Here is a 17725-nt window from a genome sequence, read left to right on the forward strand (position 1 = left end):
AGTCAAATGGAGTGATTGAGTGAAAACATTAATTTCTCTCTGTTGCTGCCTGTGGCTGCTGACGACAACCGCGGTTGCTGAGCCGGTTTTAAATGAGCCCTTAGCTACTGAAACCCCAGTTGAAACGGAGTTAACCGTTGAGGGGTTGTTACAGCAGTTAACTCAGGCCAAGCTCAGACAAACCCAACCGATACTAGAGCAACTCGAAGGGCTCGGTGGCGAGCGAATTCTGCCACTGTTCCGCAGCCTTCTGAATGCGAATTTGTATTACATTAAGGCGACAGATCAGGTGGTTATTGTTAACGATGACGATAGCCTGCGGGACGCCCTCACTGGGACACCGATGCCTGCTATGGCCAGTCGCGACATTACAAAAATTCGCGTCAACAACCGGCTGCGCAGTTACCTGCGTGGTGCCATAGCCCGTATTCAACTCAGTGCTGAAAACCCGGATAGCAGGATTCAAGCAGTCCGCTCGTTGTTAGCCGACCTGGATCAGGACACGGTTACCCTCATCAGCGAGCTGCGCCAGCAGGAAACTGTGGCGGAAGTTCAGGCAACCATGGATCTGGCACTGGCCATCAACAGCCTGCGTAATGATACGGACAGTGAACAACGCCTGGCTGCAATTGATGTGCTGAAGGACAGCCTGGAAGGCGAGGTTAGGGTACTGCTGACTGAAGTCGCGGCAGACAAATCGGATTTATCGGTCCAGGCGGCAGCCAAAAAAGCACTGGCTGTGCTTGAGCAGCGGGTCGAGATGTATGCCTTTATTGATCAGTTATTTTTTGGCCTGAGCTTAGGTTCTGTGCTGCTACTGGCGGCTATTGGCCTGGCAATCACCTTTGGTGTGATGGGCGTTATCAACATGGCCCATGGCGAGATGATCATGCTCGGTGCGTATACCACCTATGTGGTGCAGTTACTGCTGCCGGAGTTGATCAATTACTCGGTTTGGCTCGCGATTCCGCTGGCATTTATTGTCTCGGGTGGCGTGGGGATGCTGATTCAGCGCTTTGTGATCCGCTATCTGCATGGTCGACCTTTGGAGACCTTGCTGGCAACGTTTGGTATCAGTCTGATATTGCAACAGCTGGTCAGAACCATTTTCTCACCTCTGAACCGTCAGGTGGCGACGCCGGACTGGATGAGTGGTTCACTGGAGATCAATCCGGTGCTCTCACTGACACTGAACCGGCTGTATATTCTGGCGTTCGCCCTGTTGGTGTTTTTTGCGCTGCAACTGATCCTGAAAAAGACCAATCTTGGTCTTAATGTACGCGCAGTATCCCAGAACCGGGATATGGCAAAAGCTATGGGTATCCGCACCGACTGGGTGGATGCACTGACCTTCGGCCTGGGTTCAGGTATTGCCGGTATTGCCGGGGTAGCCCTGAGTCAGTTAACCAATGTCGGGCCTAATCTGGGGCAGGCGTACATCATCGACTCCTTTATGGTGGTGGTATTTGGTGGGGTAGGCAACCTGCTGGGTACGCTGGTGGCGGCATTCTCACTGGGGATCGCCAATAAGTTCCTGGAGCCGGTTACCGGTGCGGTGCTGGCGAGTATTCTGGTATTGGTGTTTATCATCCTGTTTATCCAGAAGCGGCCTAAGGGCTTGTTCCCGCAGAAAGGGAGAGCGGCGGAATGAATCTGATCGAAAAAATCTTCTCTATCGGCCGCGAACAGCCTGGTAGTTCGACCATGCCGTTTGTGGTGATTCTGGGGGCGCTGACTATTCTGGCGTCAATGGCGAACCTGTTGTTGCCGGTAGATTCTGCACTGCATGTCAGCACCTACAGCATTACGCTGCTGGGTAAATATCTCTGCTATGCCATGCTGGCGCTGGCGGTAGATATTATCTGGGGCTATTGCGGCATTCTGAGTCTTGGCCACGGGGCATTTTTTGCGCTGGGTGGTTATGCCATGGGCATGTACTTGATGCGCCAGATTGGCGATCGGGGTGTGTATGGTAATCCCGACTTGCCTGATTTCATGGTGTTTCTCAATTGGGCTGAAGTACCCTGGTACTGGCAGGGTATGGATCAGTTCTGGTTTGCCATGATCATGGTGCTGCTGATTCCGGGTATTCTGGCATTTGTTTTTGGCTGGCTGGCGTTCCGCTCCCGTGTGACCGGTGTGTATCTGTCGATTATGACCCAGGCCTTGACCTATGCTCTGATGCTGGCGTTTTTCCGCAACGAAATGGGGTTTGGTGGCAACAATGGCCTGACTGATTTCAAAGATATTCTCGGCTTTGATCTGCAGTCGGACACCACTCGGGTGGTGCTGTTTATGATCACCGCCCTGATGCTGGCTCTGATCTTTATTACCAGTAAATTTATTTTACGTTCACGCTTCGGCAAGGTGGTGGTGGCAATTCGTGATGGTGAATCCCGGGCCCGTTTTATTGGTTATCACACTGAACGTTATAAGGTCTGGTTATTCGTTTATTCAGCCATGATTGCTGCGGTTGCCGGCGCCCTCTATGTACCTCAGGTCGGCATTATAAATCCGGGTGAATTTTCACCAATTAACTCCATTGAGATTGTGGTGTGGGTAGCAGTAGGTGGCCGGGGCACACTGATTGGTGCTGTGATTGGTGCCTTGCTGGTCAACTACGCCAAGACCCGTTTTACTGCCATTATGCCGGAAGGCTGGCTGTTTGCGCTGGGGGCATTGTTTGTCCTGGTGACCCTGTTTCTGCCTAAAGGTCTGGTGGGGCTGTTTGGTCAGCGTAAGTCAAAACAGGCAGATACCAAGCCAGAACTGAAACAGGAGGGCAATACATGAGTACGCTGGATGATGCCCGCGAAATATTCAACCGGGACCAGGTATGGCCCTTTCTGGTGCCTAAAGTTGCTGAGGTTGATGTATCGAAACAGGTGCTGCTCTACGTTGAGGGACTGAACCTGAGTTTTGATGGTTTTAAGGCGCTAAATGACTTGAACCTGTATATCAACGATGGTGAGTTGCGTTGTCTGATCGGCGCCAACGGTGCTGGTAAAACCACGTTGATGGATGTGATCACCGGCAAAACCCAGTGTGATTCTGGCACAGTGTATTTCGGTCAAACCATTAATCTGCTGGAAAAAGATGAAGCGGAGATCGCCCAGTTGGGGATCGGGCGTAAGTTCCAGAAACCTACGGTATTTGAAGCACATACTGTGATGGATAATCTGGAGCTGGCGCTGAAAGCCAACAAACAGATTCTGTTTAATCTGATGGCACGCTTAACGCCTACTCAGATCACGCGTATCGAAGAGGTACTGGAGATCGTTGGGCTGAAGGAACAACGTTTCATGCTGGCTGGGGCGCTGTCCCATGGTCAGAAACAGTGGTTGGAGATTGGCATGCTGCTGGTGTCCAATCCGCGTCTGCTGCTGGTGGATGAGCCGGTTGCAGGTATGACTGCGCAGGAAACCGAACGCACGGCCGAGCTGCTGACTTCATTGGCGGGCGATCATACTGTGATCGTGGTGGAGCATGATATGGAATTTGTTCGCAGTATTGCGCGTACCGTGACTGTGTTGCATCAGGGCAGTGTACTGGCTGAAGGCAGCATGGATCAGGTGCAGAACCATCCGGATGTGATTGAAGTGTATTTGGGGGAAGAGCATTGATTGCCATAAATCAGGTTAACCAGTTGTATGGCGGTACCCAGATACTCTGGGATCTGGATCTGCAGATTGAGCAGGGCAGCTGTACCTGCATCATGGGGCGCAATGGGGTAGGTAAAACCACGCTCTTAAAATGCCTGATGGGGTTGTTGCCCATCAGCAGCGGTGAAATCCTGTTGCAGGGTGAAAAACTGCATAACCGACCGGCGGAAAGCCGTCCCCGTCTGGGTATAGGGTATGTACCGCAGGGTCGGGATATTTTCCCGTTGCTGACGGTGGAAGAAAACCTGCGTATTGGTTTGCCGATCCGTCAAGATGGCAGCAAAACCATTCCCGAGAAGGTGTTTGAGCTGTTTCCTGTACTGCATGACATGTTACACCGGCGTGGTGGTGACCTGTCGGGCGGGCAGCAGCAACAGCTTGCCATTGGTCGGGCGCTGGTGATTGAGCCAAAGGTCTTGATCCTGGACGAGCCGAATGAAGGAATTCAACCTAACATTGTTAAACAAATTGGTGATGTGATTCTGAAACTCAATCAGGAAGAGGGGCTGACTGTGGTGCTGGTAGAACAAAAATTAGGTTTTGCCCGTCGTGTTGGGCAGGAGTTTCGCCTTATGGAAAAAGGGCGGGTAGTGGCAAGTGACACGATGGATCAACTCAGTGACCAGCTCATTCGTCAATATCTGGCAGTGTAAGGGGCGTTTATGAACAGTCGGGTTTTGCCCGAGGCAGTGCCGGCACCGGCGACTTGGCAAGCGGAGCTGGAATTGGGCTTTCGCTTGACCGGGCGGGGTGTGGTGCTGCACCAGAATCGCCATAAGGGTCCGCTGTATGTGCAAAAACCCTTCTATCCGGAAGGCAGAAACCTGGCACACGTCTATTTGCTACACCCTCCCGGTGGCATTGTCTCAGGTGATCATCTGCAGATTAGCGTGGCTATGGAAGCCAACAGTCAGGCACTGATTACGACGCCCGGTGCGGGCAGGGTATACCGGGCTCGGGCGGATAAATGCTTACAGCAACAGCAGATCAGTCTGCACGTGGCTGAAGGTGCTTCGCTGGAGTGGCTACCACAGGAAACCATTATCTACAGTGGTGCGCATACTCAGCTAAACACGCTGATTGAACTGGAGCAGGGGGCCCGTTGCGTGAGTTGGGAAGTGACCTGCCTGGGCCTGCCGGCAAGTCGGCAACCCTTTGTTTCCGGCGCCTTGCAACAGCAGTTTGAATGTCGCCTGGCAGGTAAACCCTTGCTACGCGAAACCCTGCGCCTTAACGATGACAACCTGCATTTGTTACACAGTCACGCTGGCCTGGCGGGGCAGCCGGTGAGCGGGTTGATGTTTGCCGGACCCTTTAACGCGGTGCCCGACGCCTTGCTAGAGGCATTACGTGACTGCTGTGCCAGTCTGGACCTGCCGGCCATGGCTGCGGTGACTGAGCTGCATAACTGCCTGTTGATTCGATATCTTGGCCCGGGCGCAGAGCAGGCTCGTCGGCTATTTACTGCCTGCTGGCAACAACTACGACCAGAATTATTAGAACGCCCGGCGTGTGCCCCTCGTATATGGGCTACCTGAGCCGAGTGCTATCCGTTATGAGGTAGAGCGAATGGAATTGTTACCAAGAGAGAAAGATAAGCTGCTGGTGTTCACCGCAGCGTTGCTGGCGGAGCGGCGGTTAAACCGCGGCTTAAAACTGAATTATCCGGAAGCGGTCGCCTATATCACCATGGAAATTATTGAAGGTGCGCGGGATGGTAAGACGGTTGCTGAGCTGATGAGTTATGGCAAAAGTCTGCTGTCTGCGGATCAGGTGATGGACGGTGTGCCGGAGCTGATCCACGAAGTCCAGGTGGAGGCTACCTTCCCCGATGGCACCAAACTGGTCACTGTGCATAACCCGATTAGCTGAGGAGCAGAAAATGATTCCAGGAGAGATTCAGGTTGCTGATGGTGATATCGAACTCAATAGTGGACGTCAGACCATCACCCTGCAGGTGGAAAACAGCGGTGACCGTCCGGTTCAGGTGGGTTCGCATTATCATTTTTATGAAGTGAATCCGGCTCTGCAATTTGACCGCCTGGCAGCACGTGGCTTTCGGCTGAACATTGCCTCAGGCACGGCAGTCCGCTTTGAGCCGGGTCAGTCCCGTGAGGTTGAACTGGTAGCCTATGCTGGAACCCGCACGATATATGGTTTTCGTGGTGCGGTTATGGGACCACTGGGAGATAAACCATGAGTAAAATGGACCGTACTACCTATGCGCAGATGTTTGGCCCCACCACCGGCGACCGGGTGCGATTGGGGGATACCGAGCTGTGGATTGAAGTGGAAAAAGATTTCACCCGTTACGGTGATGAGGTCAAGTTTGGTGGCGGCAAGGTGATCCGTGATGGCATGGGCCAGAGTCAGGCTACCAATGATATTGCAGTAGACCTGGTGATTACCAATGCTCTGGTGTTGGATTATTGGGGCATTGTGAAAGCCGATGTGGCAGTGCGTGATGGCCGTATTGAACGGCTGGGTAAAGCCGGCAATCCGGATACTCAGGACGGTGTGGATATTGTCATTGGCCCCGGCACTGAAGTGATTGCCGGGGAGGGCTCTATTCTGACCGCTGGCGGCATCGATGCGCATATTCATTTCATCTGCCCGCAACAAATTGAAGAGGCATTGATGTCAGGTGTCACCACCATGATCGGTGGTGGTACCGGTCCTGCGACTGGCACCAATGCCACCACCTGTACCCCCGGTCCCTGGTATATCGGTAAGATGCTGCAGGCAACGGACCAGATGCCGATGAACTTGGGCTTTCTCGGTAAGGGCAATGCCAGTCTGCCAGAATCACTGGAAGAGCAGTTACAGGCAGGTGCCTGTGGTTTGAAACTGCATGAGGATTGGGGTACCACTCCGGCGTCCATCGACAACTGCCTGACGGTGGCCGATAAATATGATGTCCAGGTAGCTATCCATACTGACACCCTCAATGAATCCGGTTTTGTGGATGACACTCTGGCCGCGTTTGATGGCCGCGTGATCCATACCTACCACACCGAAGGTGCGGGGGGTGGCCACGCACCGGATATTATCAAAGCCTGTGCCGAAGCTAATGTACTGCCATCATCCACCAATCCGACCCGGCCCTACACCGGCAATACGGTAGATGAACACTTGGATATGCTGATGGTATGTCATCATCTGGACAGTTCGATTCCTGAGGATGTGGCATTTGCCGATTCGCGTATTCGTAAAGAAACGATCGCGGCGGAAGATATCCTGCATGATCTCGGGGCCTTCAGCATGATTGCCTCCGATTCTCAGGCGATGGGTCGGGTGGGTGAAGTTGTCACTCGTACCTGGCAGACCGCGCACAAGATGAAGCTACAGCGTGGTTTATTGCAGGAAGATGAGCAGCGAGGCTGTGATAATTTCCGGGCCAAACGCTACATTGCCAAATACACTATCAATCCAGCAATTACCCACGGTATTGGCCATGAAGTCGGCTCGATCGAAGCGGGTAAACTGGCTGATCTGGTGTTGTGGAAACCGGCCTTTTTTGGCATTAAACCTGCCATGATTATCAAGGGCGGCATGATAGCCGCCGCGCCTATGGGCGATCCTAATGCGTCTATCCCAACACCGCAGCCGGTGCACTATCGTCCGATGTTTGGTGCGCTGGGCAAGGCTGCGGCGGCGACCAGTTTTTCCATCACTTCCCAGGCGGCATTGGATGCTGGAATCGTTGACAAACTCGGTCTAAGCCGACGGCTGGTCGCTTGTTGTAACACCCGCAAGCTGACCAAGGCGGATATGTTGCTCAACGACTGGCAGCCGAATATCACTGTCGACCCGCAAACCTACGAGGTGCGAGCAGATGGTGTGCTGTTAACTTGTGAACCGGCCACTGAATTACCTTTGGCTCAGCTGTATTGCCTGTTTTAGGAGTGGTTATGCTGGAAGTATATGAGCGACTTGGAACCCACTGTCATCAACCCGTATCCGACCGGGTGGTGTTGACCTATGAGCAGCGTGATCGCGGTCGACTGCGTCTGCAAAGTGAGCAGGGGAAAGAGGTACGGGTATTTCTCGATCGTGGTAAGCCATTGCAGGTGGGGGAATATCTGAAAACCACCTGTGGTCGTTATCTCTTGGTGGCGGGTGCTGTAGAAGACGTCACCCATGCCTGGTGCGATGACTGGCAGACCTTTGCCCGTGCCTGCTATCACTTGGGTAACCGACATGTGCGACTGCAGGTCGGTGAGTGCTGGTTACGTATCAAACCCGATCATGTGCTGGAGGAGATGCTGCAGTTATTGGGCTTGCAAACCGAGCTGCAGCAGCAGGTGTTTACCCCAGAATCAGGTGCTTATGCCCATGGACATCACCACCACTGATCAGAGCCTATTGCGGCTACTGCAACTGAGCAGTGTCAGCCTTCCTGTGGGTGGTTATGCCTTTTCCCAGGGGCTGGAGTATGCCATCGAAGTGGGCTGGATCACTGATGCAGAATCAGTCAAAGACTGGATTGAAGATCAACTGTTATACAGCCTGGCCTGCACTGATCTGCCGCTATTGCGCGATACTATGCAGGCCTCCGCTGCTGATGATCTGGCAATGATCTGCACGCTCAATCAACTGGCCCTGGCGTGTCGCGAAACCCGTGAACTGCATCTAACGGATGCCGCCATGGGTGAAGCTCTGGCCCGCTTGCTGCGCCAGTTGGGAGAGAATTTGCCTTGGCCTGTGGGCCAGCCAATAAGCTTTGTGGTGTTGTTTGCCCTAGTAGCGCAGCGCTGGCAACTGACACCGCAAGCAGCAGCCTTGGGGCTGCTCTGGTCATGGCTGGAAAACCAGGTGGCGGCAGCGACTAAATTAGTGCCTTTGGGGCAAACCCAGGCACAGCACCTGTTGGTGCAGTTACAGCCCTGTTTAACCGAGGTGCTTACCCGGTCTGCTGATATCAGTATTGATCAGGTAGGTGCCAGTCTGCCCGGGCTGGCGATTGCCAGTGCCCGGCATGAAACCCAATACACACGATTATTTCGTTCCTGAAGGATGAGAATATGAGTCAGATAAAACAGACCCTGCGCGTGGGTGTCGGTGGGCCGGTAGGCTCCGGCAAAACTGCGTTGCTTCGTTCCCTGTGCAGTGCCATGAAGGATTATTACGATATTGCGGTAGTGACCAACGATATTTATACCCAGGAGGATGCCAAGTTTCTGACCCGGCATGAGGCGTTGGCGGCTGACCGCATTATCGGGGTTGAGACCGGCGGCTGCCCCCATACCGCCATTCGTGAAGATGCCTCAATGAATCTGGCCGCGATTGACCAGTTGCTGGCGCGGCATGGTGAGCTGGATCTGGTGTTTGTCGAAAGCGGCGGCGATAACCTGAGTGCCACTTTCAGTCCGGAACTGTCTGATCTGACACTGTATGTGATTGATGTGTCCGCCGGCGATAAAATTCCACGTAAAGGCGGTCCGGGCATTACCCGATCTGACCTGCTGATAATCAATAAAACTGATCTGGCCCCCTTGGTCGGGGCTTCGCTTGAGGTGATGGATCAGGACGCCAAAACCATGCGCGGTAACAAACCCTTTGTGTTTTCCAACCTTAAATCAGGCCAGGGGATAGATGACATTATTCAATTCATTATTCAGGAAGGCATGCTGGAAGTGAAACAATTACCGCCGGCTAAGGCCGTGGTTTAAGCGCAGCAATAACAAGGAGATTGATCGATGCGAACAGGTATTTTGGTTGTATTGGCTGGCTTGTTGCCAGCGGTGGCGCAGGCGCATACCGGCCATGAACTTTCCGGGTTTTGGGCAGGCCTGCTGCATCCGTTGACGGGGCTTGATCACTTGCTGGCGTTTTTCTGTGCCGGGTTATGGCTGGCGCATGGCTCCAAAGCTGCGTCACTGACTATGGGGGCCGGCTTCCTGCTGGCGCTGTTGCTCGGTGCCGGGGCTGGTTTGATGGGGCTGATGATACCCCAGGTCGAGCAGGGCATCCTGTTATCCTTGCTGGTGTTGGGCGGCATGGTGATCATGCAGCAACGCCTGGCAAGTCATTGGCTGACAATGCTGTGCGGCGCGCTGCTGGTGATGCATGGCATGGTGCATGGTCTGGAGATACCGCAGGCCGCATCGGCTATCAGCTACCTGTCGGGTTTCTTGCTGGCATCAGCGGTGTTGTTCAGCACCGGTCTACTGGTGGCACAATTGTCACCGCGTTTGCTGGTGCAGAGCCTGGGCGCGATGGTGGCGGCAACCGGATTATGGTTCAGCCTGATTTAAGCCCGATACCCGTTACCTGATCCGGTAGCGGGTTGTTTCCCCATGTGAATCTCTCCGTTTTTAAAACTTAAGCTAGCTTTAAGAAAAGGTTTTTAACCTGTAGCCATTCACTCAGGAGAATGGCTATGACTGCAAGCCTGCAAACTACCGAAAGCACTGAATCAACCAGTGAGGTACTGCTGGTACATACCCCCGCGAATCTGGCGCGGGTACAGGCATTTGCTCAGGCGGCTTTTGCTCGCCAATACAGTGCACAGGTACGGGATTTTCTACCCTGCCAGCTGGCATTGGTCGATTCTCAACAGCAGATCCGCGCTTCAATGGGTTATCAGTCAGCGGCTGGTCATCAGCTTTATCTGGAACACTACCTTGAGTTGCCGGTAGAACAGGCGATTGCTGATCAGTTGGGTATTGCTGCACCGGCCCGTCAGCGGATTCTGGAGATGGGTAACCTGGCTTCACAAAGCCCCGGTGCCACCCGGCGTCTGATTCTGAATCTGTCTTGCTATTTCCTGCACCAGGGATTTCGTTGGCTGGTGATCACTGCCACTCCCCGGGTTAAAAATAGTTTTGACAAACTGGGTGGCAACCTTGTCCTGCACCCACTGGCAGATGCTACCCCTGAAGCGGTACAGGCCGGGCGCTCGGATTGGGGTTGTTACTACCAACAGCAGCCGAAGGTGTACGCCATCGATATGTGGACCGCCATGACCGAAATGATGGCAGATCCAGTGATGTCGCGCCTGCTACAGCGAATTCATGCTCCTCGTACTGACCTCAATCTACAGATTGCACTGCAGGAGATCGCCTGATGCAGCCATTTTTTGATGCCTTCTATGCCCGGGTAGAGCAACAGCCTCATGTTGCGGCGCTGACCAGTCAGGAGGCGTCATTGAGTTATGCCGCGCTGGCGGAGCGTATCGCCGAGCTTGGGCAATGGTTGCAGCAGTTGCAAACCAGCCATATCGGCATCTGGCTTGATAACGGCATCGACTGGATTGTAGTGCAGCTTGCTGCCATGCAACTGCAGATTCCGGTGACACCTATACCTGTTTTTTTCAGTTCCCGACAGGTACGCCATGCAGTGCAGCGTAGCGGCTGCGATCTGTTGTTTTGCGAACAGATGGATTGGTTGGAAGCGGCGGGGCTGGAGTTCAGACAGTTGCCGAATATTGCCGGCTATTCAATGTGCCGTCTGACCCCGGGGCCGCAGGCTGTGGCGGTGCATCCAGGCACGGTACTGGTGACCTACACCTCTGGCACCACGGGAGAACCCAAAGGCGTCTGTATTGGTCAGACGATGATAGATCAGCTATGTAGCAGTTTACAGCAGGCGACAGCATCGCTGGCGATTCGCCGCCACCTCTGTTTGCTGCCTCTAGCGGTGATGCTGGAGCATCTGGCCGGGGTGTTATTACCGCTTTATAGCGGAGCCGAAGTGGTTGTTGATCGGGCAGAGTTAACTGGCTTGTCGGGCTCAGGATATGTGAATTCGCAGCAACTGGCGGCCTACCTACAACTGCAGCGTCCGGAAAGTCTGATTCTGACTCCTGAGCTGTTACAACTGCTGCGCTATATCAAAGCACAGGGTGTGGATCTGTCCTGCCTGAAATTTGTGGCAGTGGGTGGGGGTAAGGTTTCACAGACACTGCTGGAGCAGGCCTGGATGGAGGATCTGCCGGTGTATGAAGGCTACGGGCTGAGTGAGTGTGGATCTGTGGTGTGCCTGAATCTACCCGGTGCCGTGCGGCAGGGCAGTGCCGGTCAGCCGTTACCTCATTGTCAGGTAAATATCAGTGAGCAGGGTGAGATTCAGGTAGCAGGCCCGGCCATGCTGGGTTATCTGGGTGCACCTGCACTACAACAAACCACGGTGCCTACCGGGGATATGGGATACCTCGACACAGCGGGTTACCTGCATATTAACGGTCGTCGCAAAAATGTGCAGATCAACAGTTTCGGCCGTAATTTCAATCCGGAGTGGATCGAGTCAGAACTCAAGGCGCTGCCGGGCATTATGCAGTGTGCGGTGTTCGGTGATCAGCGTCCCTTTATCAGCGCGGTGGTCCAGCCCGAGGCACAGCTGAGTGATGAGCAGCTAACAGGGCTGATCAATCTTATGAATGCTCAGTTGCCGGATTATGCCCGGGTGATGGCCTGGTTGCGGGCGGATGAGCCCTTCTCTGCGGGAAATGGCCAGCTGACCAGTAATGGCCGTATACGTCGCCGCCAAATTGAACAGGACTATGGCCAGCGGTTGGCCCATTTTTATCCGATCCATGCTTGAGCAGGAGTCAGTGATGTCATTTTTTCAACGTTTAGTCAGCGATACCCATGCCGCCCAGCAGCAGTTCCAGCTGCGCAATATTATTCTGCGCGCCCAGCAGGGAGATGTTTCCTTGGCGCTGTATCTTAATTTTCTGGAGCAGGCCTACCATCATGTAAAACACACTGTGCCTTTATTGATGGCCTGCGGTTCGCGTTTGCCCGTCAAGTATCAGTGGCTTCAACAGGCCGTCGCGGAATATATCGAAGAAGAGATCGGGCATGAGCAGTGGATACTGAATGATATTAGTGCCGCAGGTGGTGATGCTGATGCCGTGGCGGCCTCACGTCCCCATGCGGCGACAGAGCTGTTGGTGAGTTACGCCTACCATCAGATTGATCGGGGTAATCCGCTGGCTTTTTTTGGCATGGTGCATGTACTGGAAGGTACCAGCACCCAACTGGCCAGTGCGGTGGCGGAGGTGGTGCAGGGCCGACTGGGTCTGCCGGACAGCGCCTTCAGCTATCTGCGCTCCCACGGGGCGCTGGACCTGGAACATGTGAAATTTTTTGAAAGCCTGATGAACCGGATCGAGGATGTGACCGATCAGGCGGATATTATCCATGCCACGGGTCTTTTCTATGGTCTGTATGGTGATGTGCTGTCGGCTGCGGAGGAAGGCTGCTGATGCAGTGGTCAGAGATGAGGCTAGTGCTGACCGGTGCTAGCGGTGGATTGGGTCAGGCGATAGCCTGTGCGTTGGCAGCACAGGGCTGTTCACTGTTATTAGTTGGCCGCTCCGGTCTGAAATTGCAACAACTGCTGGCACGCCTGCCAAAAGCACAGGGTCAGCGGCACCTGATAGTCGAGGCAGACATCAGGTTGCCAGAGCAGCGAGAAATACTGGCTCAACAGGCGGAAACAGCAGGCGTAAATGGTCTGATTAATCTGGCGGGCAGTAATCAGTTTGTTTTGTTTGAGCAGCAGACTGATGAGGCCATTGCTGACATGCTTCAGACCAATCTGATTGCCGCCATGCAGCTGACACGCCGTTTATTACCGCGGTTACGTCAGCAACCCGAAGGGCTGGTGGTGAATGTCGGCTCGATTCTGGGTTCGATCGGTTTTCCCGGGTATGCCACTTACTGCGCCAGTAAATTTGCCTTGCGGGGGTTTTCGGAAACGCTGGCAAGGGAGTTGGCGGACTCAACATTACGGGTACTCTATTTTGCGCCCCGGGCGGCGCAGACCTCATTAAACAGCGATGCGGCCATGGCGATGAACCTGCACCTGGGTTCAACCATCGACAGTGCCGAAACGGTTGCCCGGGCACTGGTATCAGCCATTGGTGGTTTACAACCCCAGACTTTCCTGGGATGGCCGGAGAAGTTGTTTGTTCGGCTGAATGCTATCGCGCCGGGGTTGGTCAGCCGCAGTATGGCGAAACAATTACCCATCATCAAACGGTATTTATGACAGGAGTTCTACCATGAGAAGCTATGTGCTGTTGTTGCTGACGCTGTTTGCCAGTACTTCATTATTGGCGGCAGAGAGCGAGCAGGGTACTCTGGCCTATCTGCAGGGGCAGTGGGCACACATTAAATATGAACTGGATAAGGACGCCCGTGAAACAGCGTTTAAGGCACTGGTCGCTGAAGCGGATACAGCCGCGATGACCTATGCTAAGTCGGCTGAAATTCTGATTTGGGATGGGATTATCCTCAGCAGCTATGCTGGCGAGAAAGGAGGTCTGGGGGCTCTGAAGCTGGTGAAACAAGCTAAAACGCTGTTTGAAACTGCTATCCAGTATAATCCCGGGGCGCTACAGGGCTCTGCCTATACAAGCCTCGGTAGTCTTTACTATCAGGTGCCTGGCTGGCCAATCGGATTTGGCAGTGATAAAAAAGCTAGAGAGAACCTGTTGCAGGCGTTAACGATCAATCCAAACGGAATTGATAGTAACTATTTTTTCGGTGATTTCCTGCTGCAGCAAAATGAAGCCGAGCAGGCGCGTAAAGTATTGCAGCATGCACTGGAAGCACCGCCTCGTCCTGGCCGTGAGCTGGCTGATCAAGGTCGTCGTGCTGAGATAGGTGCGTTGCTGAAAACCTTATAATGCCAGGTTGGCAGGTATTTCAGGGTATTTCATGAAAGTACTGTTGGTTGAAGACGACCTGCTGCTGGGGCAGGGCATCGTAGATGCGCTGAAATACCATAAGCATCTGGTGGAGTGGGCGCAGACCGGCAAGGCTGCGTTGCAGCAGATTTCCTCGACGGTGTTTGATGTGGCAATTCTGGATATAGGCCTGCCGGATCTCAGTGGTATTGACGTACTGCAACAGTGGCGTCGTCAGGGCGTGGCTATACCGGTGTTGATGCTTACCGCACTGGATTCCAGCGCGGATAAGGTCAGTGGTCTCGACAGCGGCGCAGATGACTATATGGCTAAACCCTTTGATGTGCCTGAGATGCTGGCGCGGCTGCGGGCGCTGGTACGGCGCAGTCAGGGTATTCAGTCACCCCTGATCCAGCATGGTCGGCTGGAAATTGACCCCGCGGCATACACCGCTTGTATTGATGGCGAAGCCCTGAAACTGTCCCGGCTGGAATTTGATCTACTGATGCATCTGGTGACACACCCCAACCGGGTATTCAGCCGGGAAGCCTTGGTTGAACAGTTATATAGCTGGAATGACGAAATCGGCAGCAATACCATCGAAGTCTATATCCATCACCTGCGTAAAAAACTGGGCAGGGGCAGCGTACGCACGGTACGTGGCGTGGGTTATCAGATAGGAGAGATTGTGTGAACTCGGTACGTACCCAGCTGTTGGTGGCATTGCTGGTGGCCATTGCGCTGTTGATGGGTGCGGCAGTGGTGATGAGTTACAGCAGTGTCTCCTACGAGACTGAAGAGCTCTATGACGCTGAACTGGCGCAAAGTGCGCGGGTGCTGGAGTCGTTGCTGAGTATCGAAATGGAGTTTTCCGGCCCGGTGCCATCCGGTGCGCCATCACCGCAACAGCGGTTGATCAATCCGCCAACGGTATCTTCGTTGGAAGAGTATGACCAATTTGCCCATAAATATGAAAAGAAGCTGGCATTTAAGGTGTGGACCCGCAAAGGCACACTGCTGCTGGGCAGCGGTGATAAGCTCACTATGTTGAATTTTTCACCGCAAAGGGGATTTGGTTATGAGGAATCTCCGGCAGGCAGCTGGCGCAGCTTCACACATTACAGTGAAGCTCTAGCACTGTGGATTAAAGTGGCACAGCGGCTGGAAATTCGGGAAGAGTTGACCCATAAAATTGCCATACTGAACACGTCTGCACTGCTGCTGGTCTTGCCGCTAATGGTGCTATTAATCTATCTGATTGTGCGTTGGGGATTTAAGCCGGTACTGCATATCAGTCATGAGGTGGCGAACCGGGGTGCCCATAACTTGAATCAGCTGTCTTTTAACAATGTGCCGGCTGAGTTAAATCCGCTGGTGAACGAGATCAACCGGCTGATGGCAGAGCTGGCCATCTCGCTGGAGCGGCAGAAACGTTTTACCAGTAATGCTGCCCACGAGTTGCGCACGCCACTGGCCGCGATCAAAGTGCATGCCCAGAATCTGTTTCCGGAAGATGAGCGCACCCGGCGGATTCAGCAGAATATTGTGCAGGGTATTGACCGGCTGGCCCATATGTTCAATCAACTGATTACCCTGAGTCGGGTGGAAGCGGCGGATCGTGACTATATGCTTCAGACTTTGCAGCTGAAAACACAGGTGGCTGAGGTGTTACAGGAGTTGCAGGGTGAAATAGACGACAAGCGGCTGCAGGTTGCAGTGCAGTTGAACGACACTCTGCAAGCTGAGACCAATCGGGATGTATTGCAGATTCTGTTACGCAATCTGCTTGGTAATGCGGTGCGTTATACCCCAGAGGGGGGAACGATCTGTATAGACGCGTTACCGGCTATGGAAGGTACGGGTCTGGTGATCAGTGATTCAGGTCCAGGCCTGAATGCCGAACAGAAACAACTGGTGTTTGACCGTTTCTACCGAGCCTCGGGGCAGAACACTGATGGTTGTGGCATCGGACTGTCTATCGTGCGGGAAATCTGTGAACATTTTGGCTATCAGGTGCAACTGCTGGATTCCGAACTGGCAGAGACTGGTTTACGGGTTGAGCTGCGGTTTAAGGTTTAACCTGAGCGGGTTAAAAGTTGAACTTCCGGCCTTCAGTTTTTTCTTGCTGCTCTTTTTGTTGTTTTTCTTCCTGAGAGATTTCAATCGCCGCAGCTAGTTGCTCCAGATGGTTGCGGATTTCGAATAACTGTCGGTCAAGAAAGTGGTCTTGGTTGAGATGTTGCAGTTTGCCATAACAATTGCGGTAGTGATGAATCACAACTTCCGGGCCTTGATGGGATTCCGATTCCTGCGCCTGAATAAGATCGATATCTACTTCAAGGCGTTTATAACTGCGTTTGGCCTGGAGCAGCAGCTGGTCAGCCACCTCCTTTGAAATATTGCCCTGTTGTTGAATATCGGCGATGAACTGCCCCAGCTCTTTTACAATTGCTAAAGCACGGCTCGCCTCATCATGGCTGGTGAATATCGTCATCTGCCCATCCGGGTGCGGCGTAGCCTCGGGTATCGATTGGAGCTGATTGAGTATCTGGGCTTTCTGTTCCTGGTTGGCAGGGCTGGGCTCAAGTTGCAGCACTGTATCCCAGCGTGATACCAAATATGCTTTAAGCATGGAGCGTAGGCCCGGGGTGACTAGCAATTGTGGCAGATTTTCCAGCAGGTGCGTGGCACGGCGGATAGCATTTTTCAGCCGCATCAGCTTCAGTTTGCGTTCCCGTTTACGGATTTCTATGTCTTGGATCACCATGCCCAGCGCCGCCATGATGCCGACGCCCAGCAGGATCAACAGTGCAATTTTAAGCGGTGACATATGAGGTGCCTGACCCGGTTAAGTTCATAGCTTGTACAGTAGCGAAAAAGGTGTTGATTTTATACATAAAAATGTAAAAAAGTACTTGACCTAAAAACAGTGCCTCAATACCATAGGCACCGCTTTCAGGCCTTGGTCTGGAGCAGGCTGCGTCCCATTCGTCTAGTGGCCTAGGACACCGCCCTTTCACGGCGGTAACAGGGGTTCGAACCCCCTATGGGACGCCATTTCAAGCGGGAATAGCTCAGTGGTAGAGCACAACCTTGCCAAGGTTGGGGTCGCGAGTTCGAACCTCGTTTCCCGCTCCATCTCCTTACACCCACCATCTCTGTTACTTATCAAATTCTGCGTGTTTCGTAGCGTTTTTACTGTCGAATTTTTTGTATAGGCCCATACCTGACACCTATTCTAGCTGCGGCTAAATCTTTGTGTTTTTTCGTGTTCTCAGGCTTGACCCTCCCTGAACTGTTATTTAATATACGCGCCTCCTCGCAAGCAGTTCGCTTGTAGGAGTGTAGCGTCCCATTCGTCTAGTGGCCTAGGACACCGCCCTTTCACGGCGGTAACAGGGGTTCGAACCCCCTATGGGACGCC

The 17725-nt window shown here is 53.4% G+C and carries 20 protein-coding genes and 3 tRNA genes; 22 read left to right on the forward strand and 1 reads right to left on the reverse strand.

Annotation, left to right across the window (positions count from 1 at the left end):
* Nucleotides 1–19: 19 nt before the first annotated feature.
* From urtB to ACFVYJ_RS10020, 19 genes are all read left to right on the forward strand, one after another.
* Entirely contained in the window at nt 20–1651 is a 1632-nt protein-coding gene (gene urtB, locus ACFVYJ_RS09930) for an urea ABC transporter permease subunit UrtB (RefSeq protein ID WP_419416102.1), read from the forward strand.
* The gene (gene urtC / locus ACFVYJ_RS09935) at nt 1648–2793 is read left to right on the forward strand and encodes an urea ABC transporter permease subunit UrtC (protein ID WP_463255228.1); all 1146 of its coding nucleotides are present in this window, start codon (nt 1648–1650) and stop codon (nt 2791–2793) included. The genes urtB and urtC overlap by 4 nt, the downstream gene beginning before the upstream one ends.
* Complete coding sequence (gene urtD / locus ACFVYJ_RS09940) at nt 2790–3623, forward strand: urea ABC transporter ATP-binding protein UrtD (RefSeq protein WP_419416101.1); 834 nt, start codon at nt 2790–2792, stop codon at nt 3621–3623. Before urtC ends, urtD begins: the two co-directional genes overlap by 4 nt.
* Nucleotides 3620–4315 carry an urea ABC transporter ATP-binding subunit UrtE gene (urtE, locus tag ACFVYJ_RS09945; RefSeq protein WP_419416100.1) on the forward strand — a complete coding sequence of 232 codons (696 nt, stop codon included), beginning with the start codon at nt 3620–3622 and terminating at the stop codon, nt 4313–4315. Before urtD ends, urtE begins: the two co-directional genes overlap by 4 nt.
* Nucleotides 4316–4324: 9 nt before the next feature.
* The gene (locus ACFVYJ_RS09950) at nt 4325–5200 is read left to right on the forward strand and encodes an urease accessory protein UreD (RefSeq protein ID WP_419416099.1); all 876 of its coding nucleotides are present in this window, start codon (nt 4325–4327) and stop codon (nt 5198–5200) included.
* Nucleotides 5201–5231: 31 nt separating this feature from the next.
* Entirely contained in the window at nt 5232–5534 is a 303-nt protein-coding gene (locus tag ACFVYJ_RS09955) for an urease subunit gamma (protein ID WP_419416098.1), read from the forward strand.
* A gap of 10 nt (nt 5535–5544) precedes the next feature.
* Nucleotides 5545–5862, forward strand: a complete 318-nt coding sequence (locus ACFVYJ_RS09960; protein WP_419416097.1) for an urease subunit beta — start codon at nt 5545–5547, stop codon at nt 5860–5862.
* Complete coding sequence (ureC, locus tag ACFVYJ_RS09965; protein ID WP_419416096.1) at nt 5859–7565, forward strand: urease subunit alpha; 1707 nt, start codon at nt 5859–5861, stop codon at nt 7563–7565. Before ACFVYJ_RS09960 ends, ureC begins: the two co-directional genes overlap by 4 nt.
* Nucleotides 7566–7573: 8 nt before the next feature.
* On the forward strand, nt 7574–8017 hold the full coding sequence (gene ureE / locus ACFVYJ_RS09970; RefSeq protein WP_419416095.1) for an urease accessory protein UreE: 444 nt from the start codon (nt 7574–7576) through the stop codon (nt 8015–8017).
* Nucleotides 7998–8675 carry an urease accessory protein UreF gene (locus ACFVYJ_RS09975; RefSeq protein WP_419416094.1) on the forward strand — a complete coding sequence of 226 codons (678 nt, stop codon included), beginning with the start codon at nt 7998–8000 and terminating at the stop codon, nt 8673–8675. Before ureE ends, ACFVYJ_RS09975 begins: the two co-directional genes overlap by 20 nt.
* Nucleotides 8676–8686: 11 nt before the next feature.
* Entirely contained in the window at nt 8687–9334 is a 648-nt protein-coding gene (ureG, locus tag ACFVYJ_RS09980) for an urease accessory protein UreG (protein WP_419416093.1), read from the forward strand.
* Between the two features lie 27 nt (nt 9335–9361).
* Entirely contained in the window at nt 9362–9919 is a 558-nt protein-coding gene (locus ACFVYJ_RS09985; protein ID WP_419416092.1) for a HupE/UreJ family protein, read from the forward strand.
* Nucleotides 9920–10044: 125 nt separating this feature from the next.
* Complete coding sequence (locus ACFVYJ_RS09990) at nt 10045–10731, forward strand: thermostable hemolysin (protein ID WP_419416091.1); 687 nt, start codon at nt 10045–10047, stop codon at nt 10729–10731.
* Nucleotides 10731–12206: an AMP-binding protein gene (locus ACFVYJ_RS09995; protein ID WP_419416090.1), complete on the forward strand. Its 1476-nt coding sequence runs from the start codon at nt 10731–10733 to the stop codon at nt 12204–12206. Before ACFVYJ_RS09990 ends, ACFVYJ_RS09995 begins: the two co-directional genes overlap by 1 nt.
* A gap of 13 nt (nt 12207–12219) precedes the next feature.
* On the forward strand, nt 12220–12873 hold the full coding sequence (locus ACFVYJ_RS10000; RefSeq protein ID WP_419416089.1) for a TenA family transcriptional regulator: 654 nt from the start codon (nt 12220–12222) through the stop codon (nt 12871–12873).
* Nucleotides 12873–13661 (forward strand): SDR family oxidoreductase, encoded by a 789-nt coding sequence (locus ACFVYJ_RS10005; RefSeq protein WP_419416088.1) that lies wholly within the window; start codon nt 12873–12875, stop codon nt 13659–13661. Before ACFVYJ_RS10000 ends, ACFVYJ_RS10005 begins: the two co-directional genes overlap by 1 nt.
* 13 nt (nt 13662–13674) lie before the next feature.
* Nucleotides 13675–14301, forward strand: a complete 627-nt coding sequence (locus tag ACFVYJ_RS10010; protein WP_419416087.1) for a tetratricopeptide repeat protein — start codon at nt 13675–13677, stop codon at nt 14299–14301.
* Between the two features lie 31 nt (nt 14302–14332).
* Nucleotides 14333–14995: a response regulator gene (locus ACFVYJ_RS10015; RefSeq protein WP_419416086.1), complete on the forward strand. Its 663-nt coding sequence runs from the start codon at nt 14333–14335 to the stop codon at nt 14993–14995.
* Entirely contained in the window at nt 14992–16380 is a 1389-nt protein-coding gene (locus ACFVYJ_RS10020) for an ATP-binding protein (protein WP_463255232.1), read from the forward strand. The genes ACFVYJ_RS10015 and ACFVYJ_RS10020 overlap by 4 nt, the downstream gene beginning before the upstream one ends.
* A 10-nt stretch (nt 16381–16390) precedes the next feature.
* On the opposite strand, the gene ACFVYJ_RS10025 is transcribed toward ACFVYJ_RS10020, so the two are convergent.
* Nucleotides 16391–17131, reverse strand: coding sequence for a hypothetical protein (locus ACFVYJ_RS10025; RefSeq protein WP_419415727.1), 741 nt, complete (start codon nt 17129–17131; stop codon nt 16391–16393).
* Nucleotides 17132–17282: 151 nt separating this feature from the next.
* On the opposite strand from ACFVYJ_RS10025, the gene ACFVYJ_RS10030 reads away from it, so the two are divergent.
* The 3 genes from ACFVYJ_RS10030 to ACFVYJ_RS10040 all read left to right on the forward strand — a co-directional run bounded on the left by ACFVYJ_RS10030 (nt 17283) and on the right by ACFVYJ_RS10040 (nt 17723).
* Nucleotides 17283–17358 (forward strand) — tRNA-Glu (locus ACFVYJ_RS10030).
* Between the two features lie 6 nt (nt 17359–17364).
* Nucleotides 17365–17439: transfer RNA gene (locus ACFVYJ_RS10035), tRNA-Gly, on the forward strand.
* Between the two features lie 211 nt (nt 17440–17650).
* Nucleotides 17651–17723, forward strand: a tRNA-Glu gene (locus ACFVYJ_RS10040).
* The last annotated feature ends 2 nt before the right edge of the window (nt 17724–17725 follow it).

The organism is Pontibacter sp. JAM-7 (assembly GCF_048548695.2).
Classification (GTDB): domain Bacteria; phylum Pseudomonadota; class Gammaproteobacteria; order Pseudomonadales; family Balneatricaceae; genus Neptuniibacter.